Below are 17550 nucleotides of genomic sequence, written 5' to 3'. Positions count from 1 at the left end.
CTGGGGTAGAAAACCTATGTCCAAAATCCAAAGCGATCGCCTCCAAATATTGAGAAATCTCCAACGCTGGCGATATCTACTGTTAGCGGTGTTTTTTACCTTAGTCATCGTTGCTTGCGATCGCACTTCTACGAGCAATCGAGATTTGGTTAACGCGGCTTTTACTGAAAATAAAGTCCTGAAAATTTGGTGGGATAAAGGCTTTACTTTGGAAGAAGATGAAGCGCTGCAACAGATTGTTAGCAACTGGGAAAAACAAAGCGGTAACAAAGTAGAACTTTCTTTTTATAGTACCGACGAGCTATCGCAGAAAACAGAAAGAGAGCTTCGATCTGGCGAGCTTCCCGATCTAATTGCCATGTTTAAAAGTGAAAAGTCGCTTGCTCCTCGTCTAGCTTGGGAAGGAAAACTTGCCGATGTTTCCGATGTCATCGAACCAATTAAAAACCTATACTCAGACAAGGTTTTACAAACTGTTAACTTTTACAATCAAACAGATAAAAAGCGTAGTTATTATGCACTGCCTATTCATCAAGCAACAATTCACGTTTACTATTGGCGAGACTTGCTAGAGAAAATAGGACGAAGTAGCGATCGCAATATTCCTCACGATTGGGATGGTTTCTGGAAATATTGGATGCAAAGCCAGGACGAGTTACGGGCAAAACAAATTGATATTTATGGTTTAGGCTTACCGCTATCGGTAGCTGCGGGAGATACATACCAGACTTTTGAGCAAATTTTGGAAGCTTACGATGTGCAAATGTTGGACTCTCAAGGTCAACTCCAAGTCGATAATCCGCAAGTGCGTCAAAGCATTATCAAAATTTTAAATTGGTACAACAAAGCATATCAACAAGGTTACTTGCCACCAGATGCATTGCACTGGTTGAACCCAGATAACAATCGTAACTTGCTCAACCGCAAAGTATTGATGACAACCAACGATACTCTTTCTATTGCTACAGCATTGCGTCAAGATCCAGATACCTATAGTCACAAGCTAGGAATATTAGAATTGCCCAACAAACCTAGCGGCGAGCAAATGCGTTATTTAATTACAGTGCAGCAGGTTATTTTGTTTGCTAACTCGCCAAACCAAAAGATAGCTAAAGACTTTTTAGCCTATTTAATTCAACCGGATGTGATTGGTAATTATCTCAAAGTTGCTGGAGGTCGTCATTCGCCAGTGCTAAAACCAAATTGGCAAGATCCTTTTTGGACAAATCCCCAAGATCCTCACGTTTCCACCGCCACAAAGACGATCGCTCAAGGGCAAACGCGCTTATTTTACACCTTTACCAATCCTGCTTATAGCATGGTACTAAAAGAAAATGTTTGGGGTAAAGCCTTAAAAAGAGTTTTAGTTGACGGTAGTTCGGCAGAAGTAGCTGCCGATGAAGCGATCGCCCGCATCAAACAAATTTTTGCCGAATGGTAAAGTCCTTGTACCTTATGCATGGCAATCAGCACCTTACTTCTAAAGTCGCAAGTTTATTCCTCCTGTTGTCTCTAATCGCTATTGGTGTAGTAGGTGGTGTGGCTTTTTATAGAGCTAGAGAAGCTTTGAAGCAAGCAGCATACAATCAACTGAGCGTAGCGGCAACATTAAAAGAAGAAGAAATTACCCGTTGGTTTCAAGATCGGCAACAAGACTTTTTTGCGATCGCTAAGTTTCCCGCACAACGCCAAATCGACAAGATTTTGCAGGCTCAAAGTGCCTCTAAGCGCAATCTTGCTACGCACCAAATTGCCAACTACTTAATCGATATCACCCAAACCAAGCCAGATTTCCAAGAAATTTTTATTCTCGACCGCAGCAACAAAGTAATCTTATCTACTAATAAACAGCATGAAGGTCAGTACGAAATTTTAGCCGATACTACCTATATTGAGAAGATAGAGCAAGGAAAAACTTTTGCACCGATTTTCTACGTTTCACCCAATACTGGCAAACCAGCCGTAACTTTAGCAACACCAATAAGAGACGCAGCCGGAGTACGTCAAGGCTTAATCCTCGCTCACCTCAATTTAGATCGAATCGATCGCATTGTCCGCGAACGTACAGGCTTAGGTAAAAGCGGCGAAACCTATTTGGTTGGCTCTTTGGTAGTCAAAAACACTTTCATTTCTAAAGCAGATCGCACCGATATGCAGGCGTTTTCTATGGGGGTTAGCAGCCAGGGGATTGATACGGCAATTAGCGGAGTTAGTGGATTTGGGCTGTATCAAAACTACGCCAACGTGCCAGTAATCGGCGTATATCGCTGGTTAAACGCCCAAGACTTAGCTCTACTCGTGGAGATGCAGCAAGCCGAAGCATTTACCCCAGCGCGTCAATTAGCGGGAACGATTGTTTTAGTCGGACTTGTATCTGTGGGAGTGCTATCGATAGGAGTGTATTGGCTAGCCCAACAGTTGCAACTTTCCCGCGCCCAGTTAGAAAATTACAGCCACAAGTTAGAACAAAAAGCCCAAGAAGCCCTAGCTGCCAATCATGCCAAAAGTGCCTTCCTCGCTAATATGAGCCACGAACTGCGGACACCTCTTAGTGCCATTCTCGGCTTTACGCAACTAATGACTCGCGATCCTGCTCTTAGTGCTGCTCAACTAGAAAATTTAGCAACTATTAGTCGCAGTGGCGAACACTTACTAACTCTAATTAATGATGTCCTATCGATGTCTAAGATTGAGGCAGGGCGCATCACCCTAGATGAAACTAACTTTAACCTTTACAATTTGCTGGACGCTTTGGCAGAGATGTTTGAGATTAAAGCTGAAGCTAAGGGATTGGAGTTAATTTTCCAGCGCGCTCTTGATGTTCCTACCTACGTACGGGCAGATGAAAGTAAGTTGCGTCAAGTATTAATTAACCTTTTGGGCAATGCAATTAAGTTTACTGCAACTGGTAGAGTAATTTTGCGCGTGTCTGTTATTAGCGATCGCCAAGAGCAATCAAGCGAAGGTTTAACTTTGCATTTTGAAGTTGAAGATACGGGGATGGGAATTGCTCCATCGGAGTTAGAAAGATTATTTAAACCATTTGTGCAAACTCAAGCTGGGCTACAATCTCATCAGGGAACGGGTTTGGGGTTATCTATCAGTCAACAATTTGCCCGCTTGATGCATGGTGAAATTGCTTTACGCAGTACGCCAGGGCAAGGCACAATTTTTTCCTTCGATGTTCCGGTAAATAGAGCGCAGATAATAGAAGAAAGTGAAACTAGAGTAAGACAAAGAGCGATCGCATTAGCTCCCGATCAACCTATTTACCGCATCTTGGTAGTTGAAGATAAAAGCGAAAATCGTCAACTTTTAGTTAAATTTCTCACATCTATTGGCTTTGCAGTCCGCGCCGCCGAAAATGGACAAGTAGGCGTAAGTATCTGGCAAACTTGGGAACCTCATTTAATTTGGATGGATATGCGGATGCCTGTAATGGATGGATACGAAGCAACTAGACAAATTAAATCCCAGGCAAAGGGAAAAAATACGATCGTCATTGCCCTTACTGCGAGCGCCTTTGATGAAGAACGAGCTTTAGTATTATCGAGCGGGTGCGACGATTTTGTTTGCAAGCCTTTTCTTGAAGAAGTCATCCTCGAAAAAATGGCTAAGTATTTGGGAGTGCGTTACCTATACGCAGATAGCCAACCAACCGTTAAGTCAACAGAGTACGCGCTGAAAGTGGAAAGCTTAAGTGTTATGCCTCAGCAGTGGATAGAAGAACTACACCAAGCAGCACTGCGTACTGATGAGAAACAAATTTTTAGCTTGTTGCAGCAAATCCCTTCCGCCAATGCACCTCTAGCAGATGGTTTAGCTGAAGCTGTCAATAGTTTTCGGATTGATAAAATCATCGATCTTACCCAGCCAGGTTCCCCATGAATCAACAACTAGAAAAAGCAAATATTCTCGTTGTGGACGATAAGCCAGACAACTTGCGGCTTTTGTCTGCTATGCTCGCTCAACTGGGGTATGAAGTGCGTAAAGTAATTAACGGGCAAACTGCATTGAAGACTGTGCAAGCTGCGCCACCCGATTTAATTCTATTAGACATCATGATGCCAGATATGAACGGCTATGAAGTCTGTCAACACTTAAAAGCTTCCCCACAAACCTGCGACATCCCAGTAATTTTTATTAGCGCTTTAGATGAAGCACTAGATAAAGTCAAAGCCTTTGCTGTGGGTGGAGTAGATTACATTACCAAACCATTTAGTGAGGAAGAAGTATTTGCTCGTGTCGAGAATAACTTGACAATCCGCAAACTGCAAAAGCAACTAAGCCAGCGCAACGCCCAACTCCAAAAAGAAATTTGCGATCGCCAAAAAGCTGAAGCAAAACTTCGCAATCTCTTTGCAAACGCTCCTGTAGGCATCTTTAGCGTCCGTATCGCCGATGGTTTGATTGTAGAAGCGAACCAGTATTTCATCCAAATGCTAGGTTACGCTCAGACAGCAGAGGTAATTAACCAAATAGCCTGTAAAGATTTATACATTAACGAAGGCGATCGCCAGTTGATACTAGCAGACTTGCAAACTCAAGGCAAGGTAGATAAATTTAAAACGCAGTTGCTTAAACGCGATCGCTCTACAATGCAGGTACTAATTTCAGCAATTGTGAATTTAGAAGAAAATTGCTGGCAAGGGGTAGTTATAGATTTGCACAACTTTCCTGCCAGTATAAATAAGATATAAGTGCTAACTTACTCAAATTTCCAAACTATCAAGTTCTCAAAGTTTTTACATAGCGCTCAAACCACAAGCCGATCGCAATTATCCCCACACCGCACAAAATAAAGATTAAAGACTTAAATATTAATCCAGTAACGGATATTAAAACCCAAGCTGCAATTCTCAAAGTTATTAGCAGCATACCACCCCAAAAAGCGCGGCGTTGTCCTTGAGCCAATCCTTCGCGCATCAAGCCTGTAGCTAGGAGAAATAGTGAGGCATTGAATATAAATGTTGCTGCTAAGGCAATTGGCGTAATGTAAGTATGCCACAAAGGTATTAGAGCGGCGATCGCGCATAATCCGGCAATGACAATTGTAGTTAAATTCCAATTGTGAGAACGGCGCTGTTTTACGATATACAACCATTGCCAAATAGCAATTACAGCCAAAACAAAGACATCGATTAAGGGAAACCAGTTTAACTTATTACTAGCGTTAACTGTTGAGGATGACCAATTATTCCACAAACCATAAAAAGAGCAGATATAAAAGACGATCGCTAGATAAACTAATGCTAAATTTCGCGCGATCGCCACAAATGACTTGGGTGCTACGCCTCTACCAAATAAGCTACTATACACCCACAATGAATCATCATAACTCCATAATAAGGCTGGTGGTAAGGCAAATGCGATCGCAAATATCCAACCTTCTGCTTGCAAGGGAGTGAGATTAGATACTCCGACATTGTAGGGAGTTATATTGCCTATTAGCGGCAAGAAGATAGCGATCGCGCTTAAAGCAAAAATCCATTGAGAACGACACCAATAAGCTAGTGGTATAAATGTGATGCAGGCAATTATTGGTAAATGCTGTCCTAACAACGATGACCAAGAAACTTCTCGATTTAGTTGTAATAACGGATATAAATCTGTTGTAGCAAATCCTAAATAACCACCTAAAATTAAGAAAATTGACATAATACCCAAAGATGTTATTTGCAGGCTATAAGCCATTGCAATTACGCCAACTCCCCAAGCTAGTAATAGTTCGTAAAAAGGGCTACTAATGTGAAACATTTGTCCCATTAACCCCATATTTGCCCCTAATATGAATGCTCCTAGTAGCAGCAATCCATGTCCAAGACGTTTGCTAGCATCATTTGGTTTTCTCCACAAGTAAAATCCAGCAATATTTACACTGATAAATAAACTTAATAGTAGTGCTACTCTGATACTTCTTGACATTTCTTGCCAATTCGCGGCGACAAAAGTAATTATTCCTAAACCGATCAGAACGCTACCTAATCCAATCAAAATAGTTACAAATTGATTGCGGGAAGCAGTATCGAGAGTGTCTAATTGATAGCGTTGCGCTAGTTGTTCGTATTGATTGTCTTGAATTATTCCTTCACTACGCCATATTTCTAACTCATGTCTTAATTGCTGACGAAACTTATCTGATGCCAAGGTATTTACCTCTTCTCTTACTCTTTAATTTGTAATTCTTTATATCCTGTTTGTTTATCAACAATTCTATCAAAGGTAAATTCTTCACTTACACCGATGACAATTTCAGCAGTTGTGTAAATAATGCAACCGTTTTCCAAATGTCCGCCAATAGTTTTACCCTGACTATCAGCGATCGCAATATGAATATGAATGCCTGTGATTGCTAATGTACCGTTAAGTGAAAGTATTTCAAATTTATCTTGTAAAACTGTAGCAGTGTTTTGATTGGCAAAACGAATACTTGCCTGTTTTAAACTACCAATTGCTGTCAAAATAAATCCGGCTTTGATATCTTGCTTTTGAGTAAATGCTTGTAAAGCTTGTTTCAAATCTTCGTCTGGCTTTAGTCGGAAAGCGAATGTTTGCATAGTGCTATCAAGGGTATATTTACTAATTCAGTTTATGAGACGTGCAAATATATCAGTAATTTCACTGTAACTTTTATAAAAATGTAATTTCTAAAATATGGAAGATATTATTTTTCACTAATAGGACAAAATAATGACAACACTGTTACCGCAGTGTCAAAATTTACAAGCACAAGTTGAAAGCGTACTGCAATTATTGCATCAAGAACCGACATTGCGATCGCAAGATACAACGTCAGTCAAATCTAGCTTAAGAAAAGCAGTTTCTCCCACATTTGAAATTGTTTTTGCTGGCGCTTTTAGTGCTGGTAAGTCGATGTTAATCAATGCTTTGTTAGAAAGGGAGCTATTATATAGCGCAGAAGGACACGCTACGGGGACAGAATGTTATATTTTTTACGCCGAACCTGATGCCGAAAAAGTTATTCTGACTTTCCTTAGCGAAGTGGAAATTAGAGAACAAATTGTCGCTTTATGTCAAAAGTTAAATCTCACAGCACAAATTAATATCAATCAAGCTGAATTCCTGGATTTACTGCGCCAAGGATGTACGGCAATTATCCAACAAGAAGGCGGCGAAAGCAAGTCAGAACGAGCCAAACAAGCTAAAGCACTGATACTATTAATCGCAGGATTTGAGGGAAATCGCGATCGCATCCATACGATTAATAATGCTACTTATTCGATGGAACAGTTCGACTTTGCTAATTTGAAGGAAGCAGCAAGTTATGCAAGACGTGGTAGCAATAGCGCTGTTTTGAAGCGGATTGAATATTATTGTCATCATCCTTTACTTGCAGATGGAAATGTAATTATTGATACTCCAGGCATTGACGCACCCGTACAGAAGGATGCAGAACTTACATACCGCAAAATCGAACACCCAGATACTTCAGCCGTTGTTTGCGTACTCAAACCTGCATCAGCGGGAGACATGACGAAGGAAGAGACAGAATTAATTGAAAAAATGCGTTCTAATCCAGGAATACGCGATCGCGTTTTCTATGTCTTCAACCGAATTGATGAAACTTGGTACAATACGCAACTGAGACAACGCCTTGACGATCTAATTAGTTCTCAGTTTCGAGATACTAGCAGGGTATATAAAACTAGCGGTTTACTAGGATTTTACGGCAGTCAGATCAAACAAACAAGCGGACGCGATCGCTTTGGTTTAGATTCCATATTGGCTGAGAGTGTAAGTAGAGAAGAAACACCGCAATTTGTTAACGAATTAAACCGTTACTGTGCTAACTCTGGTAAGCTATCGCCGAGTATTTTTAGAATCTCTGTCAACAGCTTTGAATCGCCAAACGAAAACTACGTTCGGATATTAGCCGAACAAGGAACTTTGCTAATTAACCAGCTAATTCAAGATAGCGGTATTGAGGAGTTTCGCGCAGCTATTACTCGTTATTTAACCCAAGAAAAGCGTCCTCAACTATTTGCTAACTTAGCTGACGATTTACAACCAATCTGTATTAGCTTGCGGAATAACTATATTACTAAACATCGTGATTTAGTCAGTCAACCCCGCGAAATTGAAACTATGAAAGCGCGGGAGTTAGATCGTTTAAGCCAACAATTGCAGGAAATAGGAGAGCAATTTTATCAACATATTGAAACAGAAATTAATCAGCTAGTCACAAATAAATGCGATCGCTTTGAAGGAGATTTTCGTCTGCTGCAAACGAAAATGATTAGCCGCTTAGATGAGTTGTTAAATACTTTCTCGGTTGCAGATGCATATAGTCGTGCTACTCTCAGCCATCGGCGCAATGCTACAGCACCTTTGATCGCTATTTTAGTAGAAGCACTTTACTACTTAGCTAATCAGTTAGAAGATGTTTTAGTTAATTCTTGTCAGGAAGTGGCTGCAAGCTTTTTTCAACGGTTAAATGAGCGAGTGCGTAAAGCAGAATATTACAGTCAATTGTACCGCCTGATAGGCGGTGATGCAGGAATTGAACAACAGATAAAAGAACTAGAAAACCCTATCAAGCAAGCTTTAGCAAGTGCAGCACAAGTAGAATGCGATCGCTTTGTCAGAGAAAGTCCCAGATTTTACGATGAAGGTACTTTTTCTATCTATCAATTTCGGCAAACACTAGCACAAACATCGCAAGGTTATGACTGCGAAAGTATGGTAGAAGCAGAACCAGCAATTCGCCAACTTTTGAAGTTAGATTTTGAGCCTAAAGTCTCTGCAACTATTCGCAAAAACTTCCGCCAGACTATCAATCAAATTTTGAAAACTCAACTGTTATTGTTAGCAGAAAAGCAAGCTAATGACATTTTACAGCAATATAGTTGTGCGCGTAGTTATTTAGAGCAGACATTAGAAAAAGAAGCAGAAGAAAAGATTGCAAGTAATAAGCGATCGCAAGCTGAAATTGAAAGCAATATTACTGAATACAATCAGGCTGTTGCTGGAATTAATAGTTGTTTGCAAGCAATGCAATTGCACAATCATTTATTGCCTGTAATTGCTGATGCTGATTATATAACTGTTGCAGTTGATACAGGTGTTTTGGAGACTGCTTTGGCTGTTTAGATTTTAGTTCTTATTCACGGGTTACATGAATTTTGTAACCCGCCTACGCGAGTTTTGTCTGTGTAGACACGAGTTCTATTTGATGGTTTATTAGTTTAAAAAATATAAACACCTTAAGGAAAAATATTGAGATGGAAGATAAATTTTCTCAACCAAATTACAGTGAAGATGATGTTATAGCATTCAATTCATCGGAGATGTGTAAGTTTGGTAGCTTTAAAAAAGCATTGCAATCAGCCCTGCAAGATAAATTAGCAGATACCTTAGTTGATTTTTTAGATTCTAAAGGAATAAAAGGAACAGGTATTAGTGAATTTCACCAAAGATATAATAGATGGCAAAAGAAAAATTGGAAGTGGTTTAGTGAGGGAAAAAATTGTGAAATTTTAAGTATTGGTTCTGGAGGTTGGCAAAAAGGCAAGTTTAGAATTAAATTTACTTTAGAATTTTGTCTTGACGAGCCTGAATTTAAACAAATAAAACCAAGCAATGAGCTAGAAAATAATCAATCTGAATCCCCTCTTGACGATCTACGGCAGATGATGAATAAAGATAATTAGAAGCCTGAGCGAATGGAATTCGCAGCTACACAAACACAACCAGCTTAATCGCGGGTTATAAAATCTTTTTACTGCAAATTTTAACCACTGAGGAACAACAATGAACGACAATTTTAAAAACTTAGAACATGAAGATGTTATCACTGTATATTCTGGTCAAATTTTTGTTAGTAGTCGCACGTTTACAGTAGATGAGTTCATTGCAGCAATGATGCAAGCTACTAAGAAACAAATAGGGGAATTAACAGATGGAAAGGAAGACTGGTTTGGAGAAGGATTGGACTGTAAAATCTTGAAGCCTGGCGCTAAAAGTTGGCAAAGAGGAAAAGTAAGACTTACTTTAGAATTTACCCCTGAGAATCTTGATGTTGTAGACGCGAATGAAGCTAATGGATTACCACAAAGCAAAATAGATTCACCCCTTGATGATATTCGCCAAAAAATGCACTCTGGTAATCAACCAAATAATTCATGAGTAAAACGTCACGCATCTATATTCCTCCTACAGTGAGGAAATATGTTTTTGAACGCGACTTATATCATTGCCGAAGTTGTGGGAAAAATAACCTAGAAACTAATCTTGCCATCGACCATATCATTCCTTTGGCACGCGGCGGACAAAATGACATTAGCAATCTACAAACACTGTGTTTTGCTTGCAACCAACGCAAAAGCGATCGCCTAGATCGCCGCTTTAGACGATATTTCGATACATAAGTTAATATTAAGTTTGACTCTTACTGAGCCTATGTCTAAAATCTCTAGTCAAAAATCAAACCAAGTCTTGATCCGCCTCGTGTTGGCGGTAGTAATTTTAATCGCAGCTTTTCCCTTACTGTATGAAATAAAATCGAGAGCAGGAATTGATATAGTACGTGGAGTACACGCTGGACCCTTTTTTGAAAAACACTCTCACGGACTTATCAAGTGTCAGTGGTTGTATCCTTATCATTGTCCTAGCGATCGCATGACATAAAAAGTCAAAAAACCCCTTAAAGTTACTTAAGGGGTTGATAGTTAATTTGGATAAAACAGCTAAAATGCTTGTCTGGCGTGGTTTTTAGGATAGTTGACTTAGCAAAGTGCTGACATCTATACCTAACTTTTGCCCTAACTTTAGCAACTGTCGCAAGCGATCGCACTCTTCCTGACTCTGACAATCTGACGGTAAGATTTGAGGCAACTTACTAAAATATAGCTCCTGACTTCGCGCTAAAGACATACCTAGATTTAACTGATATCCAACGTCAATTAGCCTTTCTATCCGCTGGATTTCCTCAGTAGTAGCAGACTTGGGATCGTGCATAATTTGCCATAGCGATCGCAAAGCCAACTGTTCCATCGTCTGCTTACCTTCTGGTATATGCAAATTGCAGTGTAAATGTTTGGCTTCTGTCGCTGTTGCTTCCAATTCCGCCAAATAGTGCATTGCGCTAGGTTCAGAGATTTCTTCCCATAGCGATCGCAATAAACCTACACAGCGATGCTTTAAAGCTATCTCAGCGGCTACCTGCAACTCTTGGGGTACGCTCAATTCATCCCTGTGGAATGCCATCAATACGCCGTAGTTATCGCGATAAACTTGAGTGTAAAGCTGATCTAACCGCGTCAGAGTTTCCTGACTCAATAACTCCATAATCCGGTGACGTTCTTCAGCAAACAGATTTTGTAAGCTAAAAGTTTGTTGCCCGAATAATTGATTAATTGCCAAAATTGTATGAGCAGCACTAGCTTGTTGCAAAGATGCAAATAGCTTTTCTTTCAACTGACTGTACGCCCTCCGCCCTGCAAAAGATGCAATGCTGCAATGAAAATCCCAGCCGCCTAGATGTAAGACAGCAAAAACTAAATGTTGGCTTTCCCAAGTTATATCGGAAACTAAACGCAACTGCCCTACTGCCAAAGTTAGCGATCCCAAGCGTTGCAACTGATAGTCAACTTGATGCGCCGTGTAGCAATATACGCGCTGAGGTAGAGGCGTGCCATTTGCCCTGACTTGAGGAGTAGGCGATAAAGAGCGATCGCCAAATAATGAAGTAATTGCATATTGGGCGGCTACTTGTCTAAACCCAATTTGGGCTGTAGATACCAGTTGGCGATAGATTTCCGCGCCGTGTTTGAACAAGTCAACATTACTCGGTGCTTGCGCTAGGCGTTTGATAAAAGCTCTTTCTAGCTGTACGCCAGCAACATCACCAGCCAATTCTAAAGCGCGGGCTGCATAGCGGAGAATCTGCGTACCCTCTGGGCGAGAAATTTCCTCAAAAAACCAACCGCAACTGGTGTACATCAACAATGAATGACGCTGCATTTCTAACAACCGCAGTGCATCTATTTGTTCTAGTTGCGTCAGTTTATGGGATTGGTGACGGACGAGAAAGCGACTAATATTAGCAATAGAGCGATCGCGAATTACCTGAATATATTCATCTCTCGCCAGCCAGGGATCGCGGAAAAATTGCTTTCCTGTCTCCTCATACACGTCAATTAAGCGATCGCGCAACCAATCAAGCGAGTCTCGTAATGGTTTGCGCCATTTTTGATGCCATACACCGCCTTCACCACCGCAACCGCAATCATCTTGCCAGCGATCTACGCCGTGAGCGCAACTCCAAGCCGTTACAGGCTTTAATTCTACTTCCCATGTTGGCGGATTGATACTCAAATAATGAGCATAATTGGTTACAGTCCAATTGCGATGCGGAAACTCATTTAAAAAGGCATAAGCTAATGTCTTTTCTGTACCGCCTTTATGATGTCCAAAAGTTTCCCCATCAGTAGCTACAGATATTAACTGCGACGTGCGATGATCCCCGCGTACTGCTTGCCCAATTCGGCAACTTAAGCGATCGGCACTATATAAGTCATCGCTAAAGCCCATGTCGCGGGAAATAGGACCATCGTAGAAGAAAATATCAATATAATCGCGGTTGGGATCGCCGCCTGGCAAGAAACAACGGTAAGGGCGGGTAGGATCGATCTGTGCGCCACCAACTTCGTACCATTCACCTATATGTTGATGCGGTGTCGGTAATGTGCGACAGCGCTGTGCTTGAGAAGGTGCAAGCACAATAAACCGAATATTCTCAGCAATTAACGCCTCTATAGTTGCATAGTCTACAGCCGCCTCTGCTAACCACATTCCTTCGGGATCGCGTCCAAATCTAGAACGGAAGTCTTCTTTCCCCCAACGAATCTGCGTGTACTTGTCCCTTTCATTGGCAAGCGGCATGATGATGTGATTGTACACTTGAGCGATCGCATTGCCATGTCCGTTTAAGCGATCGCAACTTTTACGATCTGCCTCTAGTATTTTTTGATACACCTCAACATCGTAGCGTTCTAGCCACGACATCAAGGTTGCGCCAATATTAAAGCTCAAATACTCGTAGTTATTAACGATCCCCGTAATTTCACCGCGCTCGTTTAGCACTCTAGCAAAGGCATTAGGACGATAACACTCGTGATGGATGCGTTCGTTCCAATCGTGAAATGGCGCAGCACCCGCTTGACGCTCAACTGCATCTAAATAAGGGTTTTCACGAGGTGGTTGGTAAAAATGACCGTGAACAGTTACGTAAACACCTGTCGCTGTTTGCAGGGGATCGGTGTTTATATTTCGATCTGGTGTAATATTTGCCCCAGCACTGACTGGGAGATCGGCAGCAGAAGTCATGTATTAATATCCAAATAGTTACAGTAATTGACAAATCTCTGCGTCCAAGCACTAAATCTAGGCAAAGCTTGGCATAGCAATTAGTTGGAGAAAGTTAAATCTATGTTTGCTGGCAACGGCGCATTTCTCTTTCGAGGCTTATTCTAATCGCTCTTTTATAGCTATTGCCTCAGTCGGTGGTTACAAACTGCCACCCCCTTATTAAACCGTAAGTATGGAATTAAGTTAAGTCAGCTTAATATTTATGCAACTATTGTTAGCGATCGCTTTGCAAAACTACATTTACATTTACAAATTTATAGAAGCGTTTAGTAACGAGCAATTAGCTGTTAGCCTTGTACAAACTTCGTGTCGTAATAATGTCGTTCAAAAACATCTTATTTTTAGTTCTGCTATTATTTATCCCAGTTTCCTTAGCGGCGCACTTTTTACACTGGGGAGAGCTAGCTGTTTTTATTACCGCCGGATTAGCAATTTTGCCCTTAGCTGCTTGGATGGGTAGCGCGACAGAAGAAATAGCTGTAGTAGTAGGTCCGACGCTCGGAGGGCTATTAAATGCTACTTTTGGTAATGCTACCGAACTAATTATTGCTTTAATTGCCCTCAATGCTGGGTTAGTAGATGTTGTTAAAGCAAGCATTACAGGATCGATTATTAGCAATCTGCTGTTAGTAATGGGTTTTTCCATGCTACTAGGCGGATTGCGGTACAAAGAGCAAGAGTTTCCCCCATTTGTAGCGCGGGTAAATGCCTCTTTGATGAATTTAGCCGTAATTGCAATTTTGCTACCGACAGCGGTTGATTTTACCTCTAGCGGCATTCCTGAAGCTACTTTACAGTATTTATCGATTGCAGTAGCGATCGTCTTGATTTTGGTTTACGCGTTGACGCTGCTATTTTCGATGCGTACTCACTCGTATCTTTACGATGTGGGTTTGGCTGAAACCGAACAAGCAGAACTTGCAGAGGCGAATTTGGCTGGCGGCGATGCAAAGGTAAATTTATGGTTGTGGGTTGGGGTGCTATTAGGTGCTACTTTGCTAGTAGCGCTAGAATCAGAATTGCTGGTGGAATCGTTGGAAGTGGCGACAGCGCAGTTGGGTTTAACCTCATTATTTACAGGCGTGATCCTAGTCCCGATTATTGGTAATGCTGCAGAACACGCTACTGCTGTTACAGTAGCGATGAAAAATAAGATGGATTTGTCTGTTTCTGTGGCTGTGGGATCGAGTTTGCAAATTGCTTTGTTTGTTGCGCCCGTTTTAGTGCTTGCTGGGTGGGTGCTTGGTAAGCCTATGGATTTGGATTTTAATGCGTTTGAATTAGTTGCTGTTACAGTGTCAGTGTTGATTGCTAATTCTATTAGTTCTGATGGTCGTTCCAATTGGCTAGAGGGGACAATGTTATTAGCGGCTTATGTCGTATTGGGATTTGCCTTTTATTTCCATCCAGTAATTGACGGGATTGGGTAGGGTGCGTTTTCAAAACGAACCCTACATCTCTAGTGTTAACGGTGCTGGTGTTCTGCTAATAAGGCTTGCGCTTTTGGCTTGTAGATTAAGTAGAACAATGCCTCAATATAACGCAGCAAGTCTTCGCGGTTTTCCTTGGATGTAAAATTCCAAAATCCATAAATTCGCGCTAAAGTCAAGAGCTTTGTAGTGTGAATTTTCCAGGTATAGGTGCTATAAACCCTATCAATAGCCCGCGTAGAAATCTCATACCAATAATTAGGATTTTGGTCGCATTTGGTAACAAAATCAAGGATTCTTTCGGCAGTTTCTTCTAAGTTCGTAGGATTGATATAAAATCCGTTGGTTTTATTTTGGATAATTTCTAAAGGTCCGCCAAATTGAGTTGCAAAAGTTGGCAATCCTGAAATCATTGCTTCCAAAATCGTCAATCCAAAAGCTTCAAATAAAGCAGGCTGGACAAATATACCTTGATGATCGGCAATTACGCGGTAAATTTCTCCAGATTGACTTTTAGATAGACGCACTCCTAACCAACGAATTTTGCCATACAAATTGTACTGCTCTATAATGTGGTAGAGTTTTTCAATTTCGTCGCGTTCTTCGTTATCTCCTGATTCTTCTACCCGCAATTTACCAGCAACTAAAATTAAATTGCAATGTTCTTGCAATGCTTCGCTTTTACCAAAACATTCGGCAAGTCCAGTTAGATTTTTGATTCTGTCCAGCCGCGCCATTGAAAAGATTGGGCGTTTATTAGGATCGTCAAGTTTGCCAAATATTTGCGCTGGATCTTCTAGAGTAAATAGCATATCTTCTAGCTGTTCGCGATCGCTTATTACCCGATCTTCCATCCGCGAATAGGGAAAATAAGCAGCTTCATTTACCCCTGGCGGGACGACGTTGAACTTAGGACTAAACAATTCAATGCCATCAACTACATGATACAACTCTGGCATAGTAAAACACTTATATGATTCATACTGTCCTACACTGTCAGGCGTACCGACAATTTCTTGATATGTGCTGCTAATAATAAAATTTGCTGCATTCATAGCAATTAAATCGGCAGTAAACTGTAAGGAAAAATGATATTTATCATCAAGTTCTTGCCAGTAAAGATTGCTAAATAAGTATTTCGACTTTTCTAAAGCATGAGCAATATTACACTGCGTCACTTTCAACCGTCGGGATAGCAAAAATGCTACCAAGTTACCATCAGAATAATTACCAACAATTAAATCTGGCGCTCCTTTAAACTCTGCTAATAACTCTTTTTCTGCGTCTATAGCATAAGTTTCTAAATAGGGCCAAAATTCAAAGCGAGAAATCCAGTTTTGCGTCATATTAGGATTAAATTCCCGCAACGGTACGCGCAAAATCCAAGCATTATCTGTGTTATGGACTTTCTCTAATCTTTGGTTGCAAAGAGTACCATCACTGTTAGGAATCAAGCGTGTTAAAATAATTACTTTTGGCTGTACGCCTAAGCCATCCAAACCAGCTAAACTGACATCTTCTTGCAATTGCTTTTCTAGACTTTTTGCCTGATCTAAAACGTAAACTACCTGACCGCCTGTATCCGGTCGTCCCAAAACTCCTTCTTGTCCAAACCAACCATGAGGCGATACCAGAACAATCCTAAACACCATCGGAATGCGGGAAATAAAGGCTTCTAGAGTTTGGTGATCGGGAGAATCGATCAATTCATCTAAAATTTCTAAAGTCTCTCGTACGCGCCCAGCAGTGTTTCCCCAGCCTGCTTCAAAGCCCATCAATTGCAAGACGAAGCGGAACTTTTCGTAGGGTTCGTCAATTTCCAGATCCGCTACAAATGTTAAGGCTTTCTTGATTTGTTCGGAAAGTTGCTGCTGCGATTGAATTCTACCATTGATCAACAATGGCATCGAGTCATATTTATGCAACCGTAAAAAGTTAAATAAACTTTCCAGCCATTGTTTGGGATCTTGAAATAATTTGCTAGATAAATAACGATTAAGAAATTGTACGCCCTTACCAATATTTTTAGGATCGCGGATTGTCGGGGTATAATCGTAAAACGGCTGAAAATCTAGTTCTAATATGTCGCCCTCATTGGGGTGATAATGATTGACAAAGCGATCGCGCACATCTAACAGTTCTTCTACTGCCAATTGCTCAATATTCAACTCTTCTGTCAATCTATACACTTCTTGACTGGCGATTTTAGAGCGAATAATTAGGCAAATGTTGCCATCTTCGCGGATGATTTCTTGCGTGTAGTAAATTAACTTCCCTAAATTAGAAGATTGATAAAATTCAGGTGGCTTTTGATACTTGCTGCAATACTCTCTGTAAGCATTCAGGATATCGTTACGCAACAAATACTGTTTTTCTTGGTGGCGTAGTTCGCTAATAAAAGAGCGCAAATCACTTTTTTCGTCACTATCAATCACATTTTGAATCAATTCTGGCGACATCAATCCCTCCAAACATTAATAACTCTTAAACTAGCAATTTACAAAACGTTACTGAATCTTACTTCCTTCTCAGGGGTGGCAAAACTTCTACAGTGACCAGTTATGTCAGTGACCAGTTATGTCAGTGACCAGTGACCAGTGACCAGTGACCAGTTAAGAACCAGTGTTAATTATCTGAGAGATTTACTATCTCATCATGAGCATTTAGTGGTTATCAGATACAAGGGCAAGAGTGTTTTTGGTGTAACCGCGACTATTTTGCAGTTATTATC

13 protein-coding genes are annotated in these 17550 nt (G+C 40.8%); 9 read left to right on the top strand and 4 right to left on the bottom strand.

Translation table 11 applies throughout. From position 1 onward, the window contains the following. Positions 1-16 precede the first annotated feature (16 nt). The 3 genes from UH38_RS12920 to UH38_RS12910 are packed head-to-tail and all read left to right on the top strand — an operon-like array spanning position 17 to position 4700. Complete coding sequence (locus tag UH38_RS12920; protein WP_045055069.1) at positions 17-1441, top strand: ABC transporter substrate-binding protein; 1425 nt, start codon at positions 17-19, stop codon at positions 1439-1441. Positions 1442-1455: 14 nt separating this feature from the next. Further along, the gene (locus UH38_RS12915) at positions 1456-3888 is read left to right on the top strand and encodes a hybrid sensor histidine kinase/response regulator (RefSeq protein WP_045055068.1); all 2433 of its coding nucleotides are present in this window, start codon (positions 1456-1458) and stop codon (positions 3886-3888) included. After that, a complete protein-coding gene (locus UH38_RS12910) occupies positions 3885-4700 on the top strand; it encodes a response regulator (RefSeq protein WP_072044920.1) in 816 nt (271 codons plus the stop codon). Before UH38_RS12915 ends, UH38_RS12910 begins: the two co-directional genes overlap by 4 nt. A 28-nt stretch (positions 4701-4728) precedes the next feature. Here UH38_RS12910 and UH38_RS12905 read toward each other — a convergent pair whose 3' ends face one another. Next, positions 4729-6147, bottom strand: a complete 1419-nt coding sequence (locus UH38_RS12905) for a DUF2157 domain-containing protein (RefSeq protein WP_045055067.1) — start codon at positions 6145-6147, stop codon at positions 4729-4731. A 17-nt stretch (positions 6148-6164) separates the two neighbouring features. Further along, positions 6165-6557: a PPC domain-containing DNA-binding protein gene (locus tag UH38_RS12900; protein ID WP_045055066.1), complete on the bottom strand. Its 393-nt coding sequence runs from the start codon at positions 6555-6557 to the stop codon at positions 6165-6167. Between the two features lie 133 nt (positions 6558-6690). On the opposite strand from UH38_RS12900, the gene UH38_RS12895 reads away from it, so the two are divergent. The 5 genes from UH38_RS12895 to UH38_RS25395 all read left to right on the top strand — a co-directional run bounded on the left by UH38_RS12895 (position 6691) and on the right by UH38_RS25395 (position 10647). Further along, positions 6691-9111, top strand: a complete 2421-nt coding sequence (locus tag UH38_RS12895; RefSeq protein ID WP_045055065.1) for a dynamin-like GTPase family protein — start codon at positions 6691-6693, stop codon at positions 9109-9111. Between the two features lie 131 nt (positions 9112-9242). Next, on the top strand, positions 9243-9671 hold the full coding sequence (locus UH38_RS24845; RefSeq protein WP_052672375.1) for a KGK domain-containing protein: 429 nt from the start codon (positions 9243-9245) through the stop codon (positions 9669-9671). 100 nt (positions 9672-9771) lie between these two features. After that, positions 9772-10146 (top strand): KGK domain-containing protein, encoded by a 375-nt coding sequence (locus UH38_RS12885; RefSeq protein ID WP_045055064.1) that lies wholly within the window; start codon positions 9772-9774, stop codon positions 10144-10146. Next, entirely contained in the window at positions 10143-10388 is a 246-nt protein-coding gene (locus UH38_RS12880) for an HNH endonuclease (RefSeq protein ID WP_045055063.1), read from the top strand. Before UH38_RS12885 ends, UH38_RS12880 begins: the two co-directional genes overlap by 4 nt. Before the next feature lie 31 nt (positions 10389-10419). Then, positions 10420-10647: a hypothetical protein gene (locus UH38_RS25395; protein WP_072044919.1), complete on the top strand. Its 228-nt coding sequence runs from the start codon at positions 10420-10422 to the stop codon at positions 10645-10647. An 84-nt stretch (positions 10648-10731) separates the two neighbouring features. Here the strand turns inward: UH38_RS25395 and UH38_RS12875 are convergent, their stop codons facing one another. Next, complete coding sequence (locus UH38_RS12875; protein WP_045055062.1) at positions 10732-13347, bottom strand: DUF3536 domain-containing protein; 2616 nt, start codon at positions 13345-13347, stop codon at positions 10732-10734. A 359-nt stretch (positions 13348-13706) separates the two neighbouring features. Between UH38_RS12875 and cax the strand changes: the two genes are divergently transcribed. Beyond that, complete coding sequence (gene cax, locus UH38_RS12870) at positions 13707-14819, top strand: calcium/proton exchanger (RefSeq protein ID WP_045055061.1); 1113 nt, start codon at positions 13707-13709, stop codon at positions 14817-14819. A gap of 35 nt (positions 14820-14854) precedes the next feature. Here cax and UH38_RS12865 read toward each other — a convergent pair whose 3' ends face one another. Next, complete coding sequence (locus tag UH38_RS12865; protein WP_045055060.1) at positions 14855-17278, bottom strand: sucrose synthase; 2424 nt, start codon at positions 17276-17278, stop codon at positions 14855-14857. Between the last annotated feature and the right edge of the window lie 272 nt (positions 17279-17550).

Source organism: Aliterella atlantica CENA595, from assembly GCF_000952155.1.
Classification (GTDB): Bacteria; Cyanobacteriota; Cyanobacteriia; order Cyanobacteriales; family Chroococcidiopsidaceae; genus Aliterella; species Aliterella atlantica.
Note: the sequence above shows the minus strand (reverse complement) of the source record. Positions and strands in the feature narration are given on the sequence as shown.

Excerpts from the sequence above, each read along its gene's own strand:
- UH38_RS12920 (WP_045055069.1), top strand. The coding sequence starts at position 17 with ATGTCCAAAATCCAAAGCGATCGCCTCCAAATATTGAGAAATCTCCAA.
- UH38_RS12915 (WP_045055068.1), top strand. The coding sequence starts at position 1,456 with ATGCATGGCAATCAGCACCTTACTTCTAAAGTCGCAAGTTTATTCCTC.
- UH38_RS12910 (WP_072044920.1), top strand. The coding sequence starts at position 3,885 with ATGAATCAACAACTAGAAAAAGCAAATATTCTCGTTGTGGACGATAAG.
- UH38_RS12900 (WP_045055066.1), bottom strand. The coding sequence starts at position 6,557 with ATGCAAACATTCGCTTTCCGACTAAAGCCAGACGAAGATTTGAAACAA.
- UH38_RS12895 (WP_045055065.1), top strand. The coding sequence starts at position 6,691 with ATGACAACACTGTTACCGCAGTGTCAAAATTTACAAGCACAAGTTGAA.
- UH38_RS24845 (WP_052672375.1), top strand. The coding sequence starts at position 9,243 with ATGGAAGATAAATTTTCTCAACCAAATTACAGTGAAGATGATGTTATA.
- UH38_RS12885 (WP_045055064.1), top strand. The coding sequence starts at position 9,772 with ATGAACGACAATTTTAAAAACTTAGAACATGAAGATGTTATCACTGTA.
- UH38_RS12880 (WP_045055063.1), top strand. The coding sequence starts at position 10,143 with ATGAGTAAAACGTCACGCATCTATATTCCTCCTACAGTGAGGAAATAT.
- UH38_RS25395 (WP_072044919.1), top strand. The coding sequence starts at position 10,420 with ATGTCTAAAATCTCTAGTCAAAAATCAAACCAAGTCTTGATCCGCCTC.
- UH38_RS12875 (WP_045055062.1), bottom strand. The coding sequence starts at position 13,347 with ATGACTTCTGCTGCCGATCTCCCAGTCAGTGCTGGGGCAAATATTACA.
- cax (WP_045055061.1), top strand. The coding sequence starts at position 13,707 with ATGTCGTTCAAAAACATCTTATTTTTAGTTCTGCTATTATTTATCCCA.
- UH38_RS12865 (WP_045055060.1), bottom strand. The coding sequence starts at position 17,278 with ATGTCGCCAGAATTGATTCAAAATGTGATTGATAGTGACGAAAAAAGT.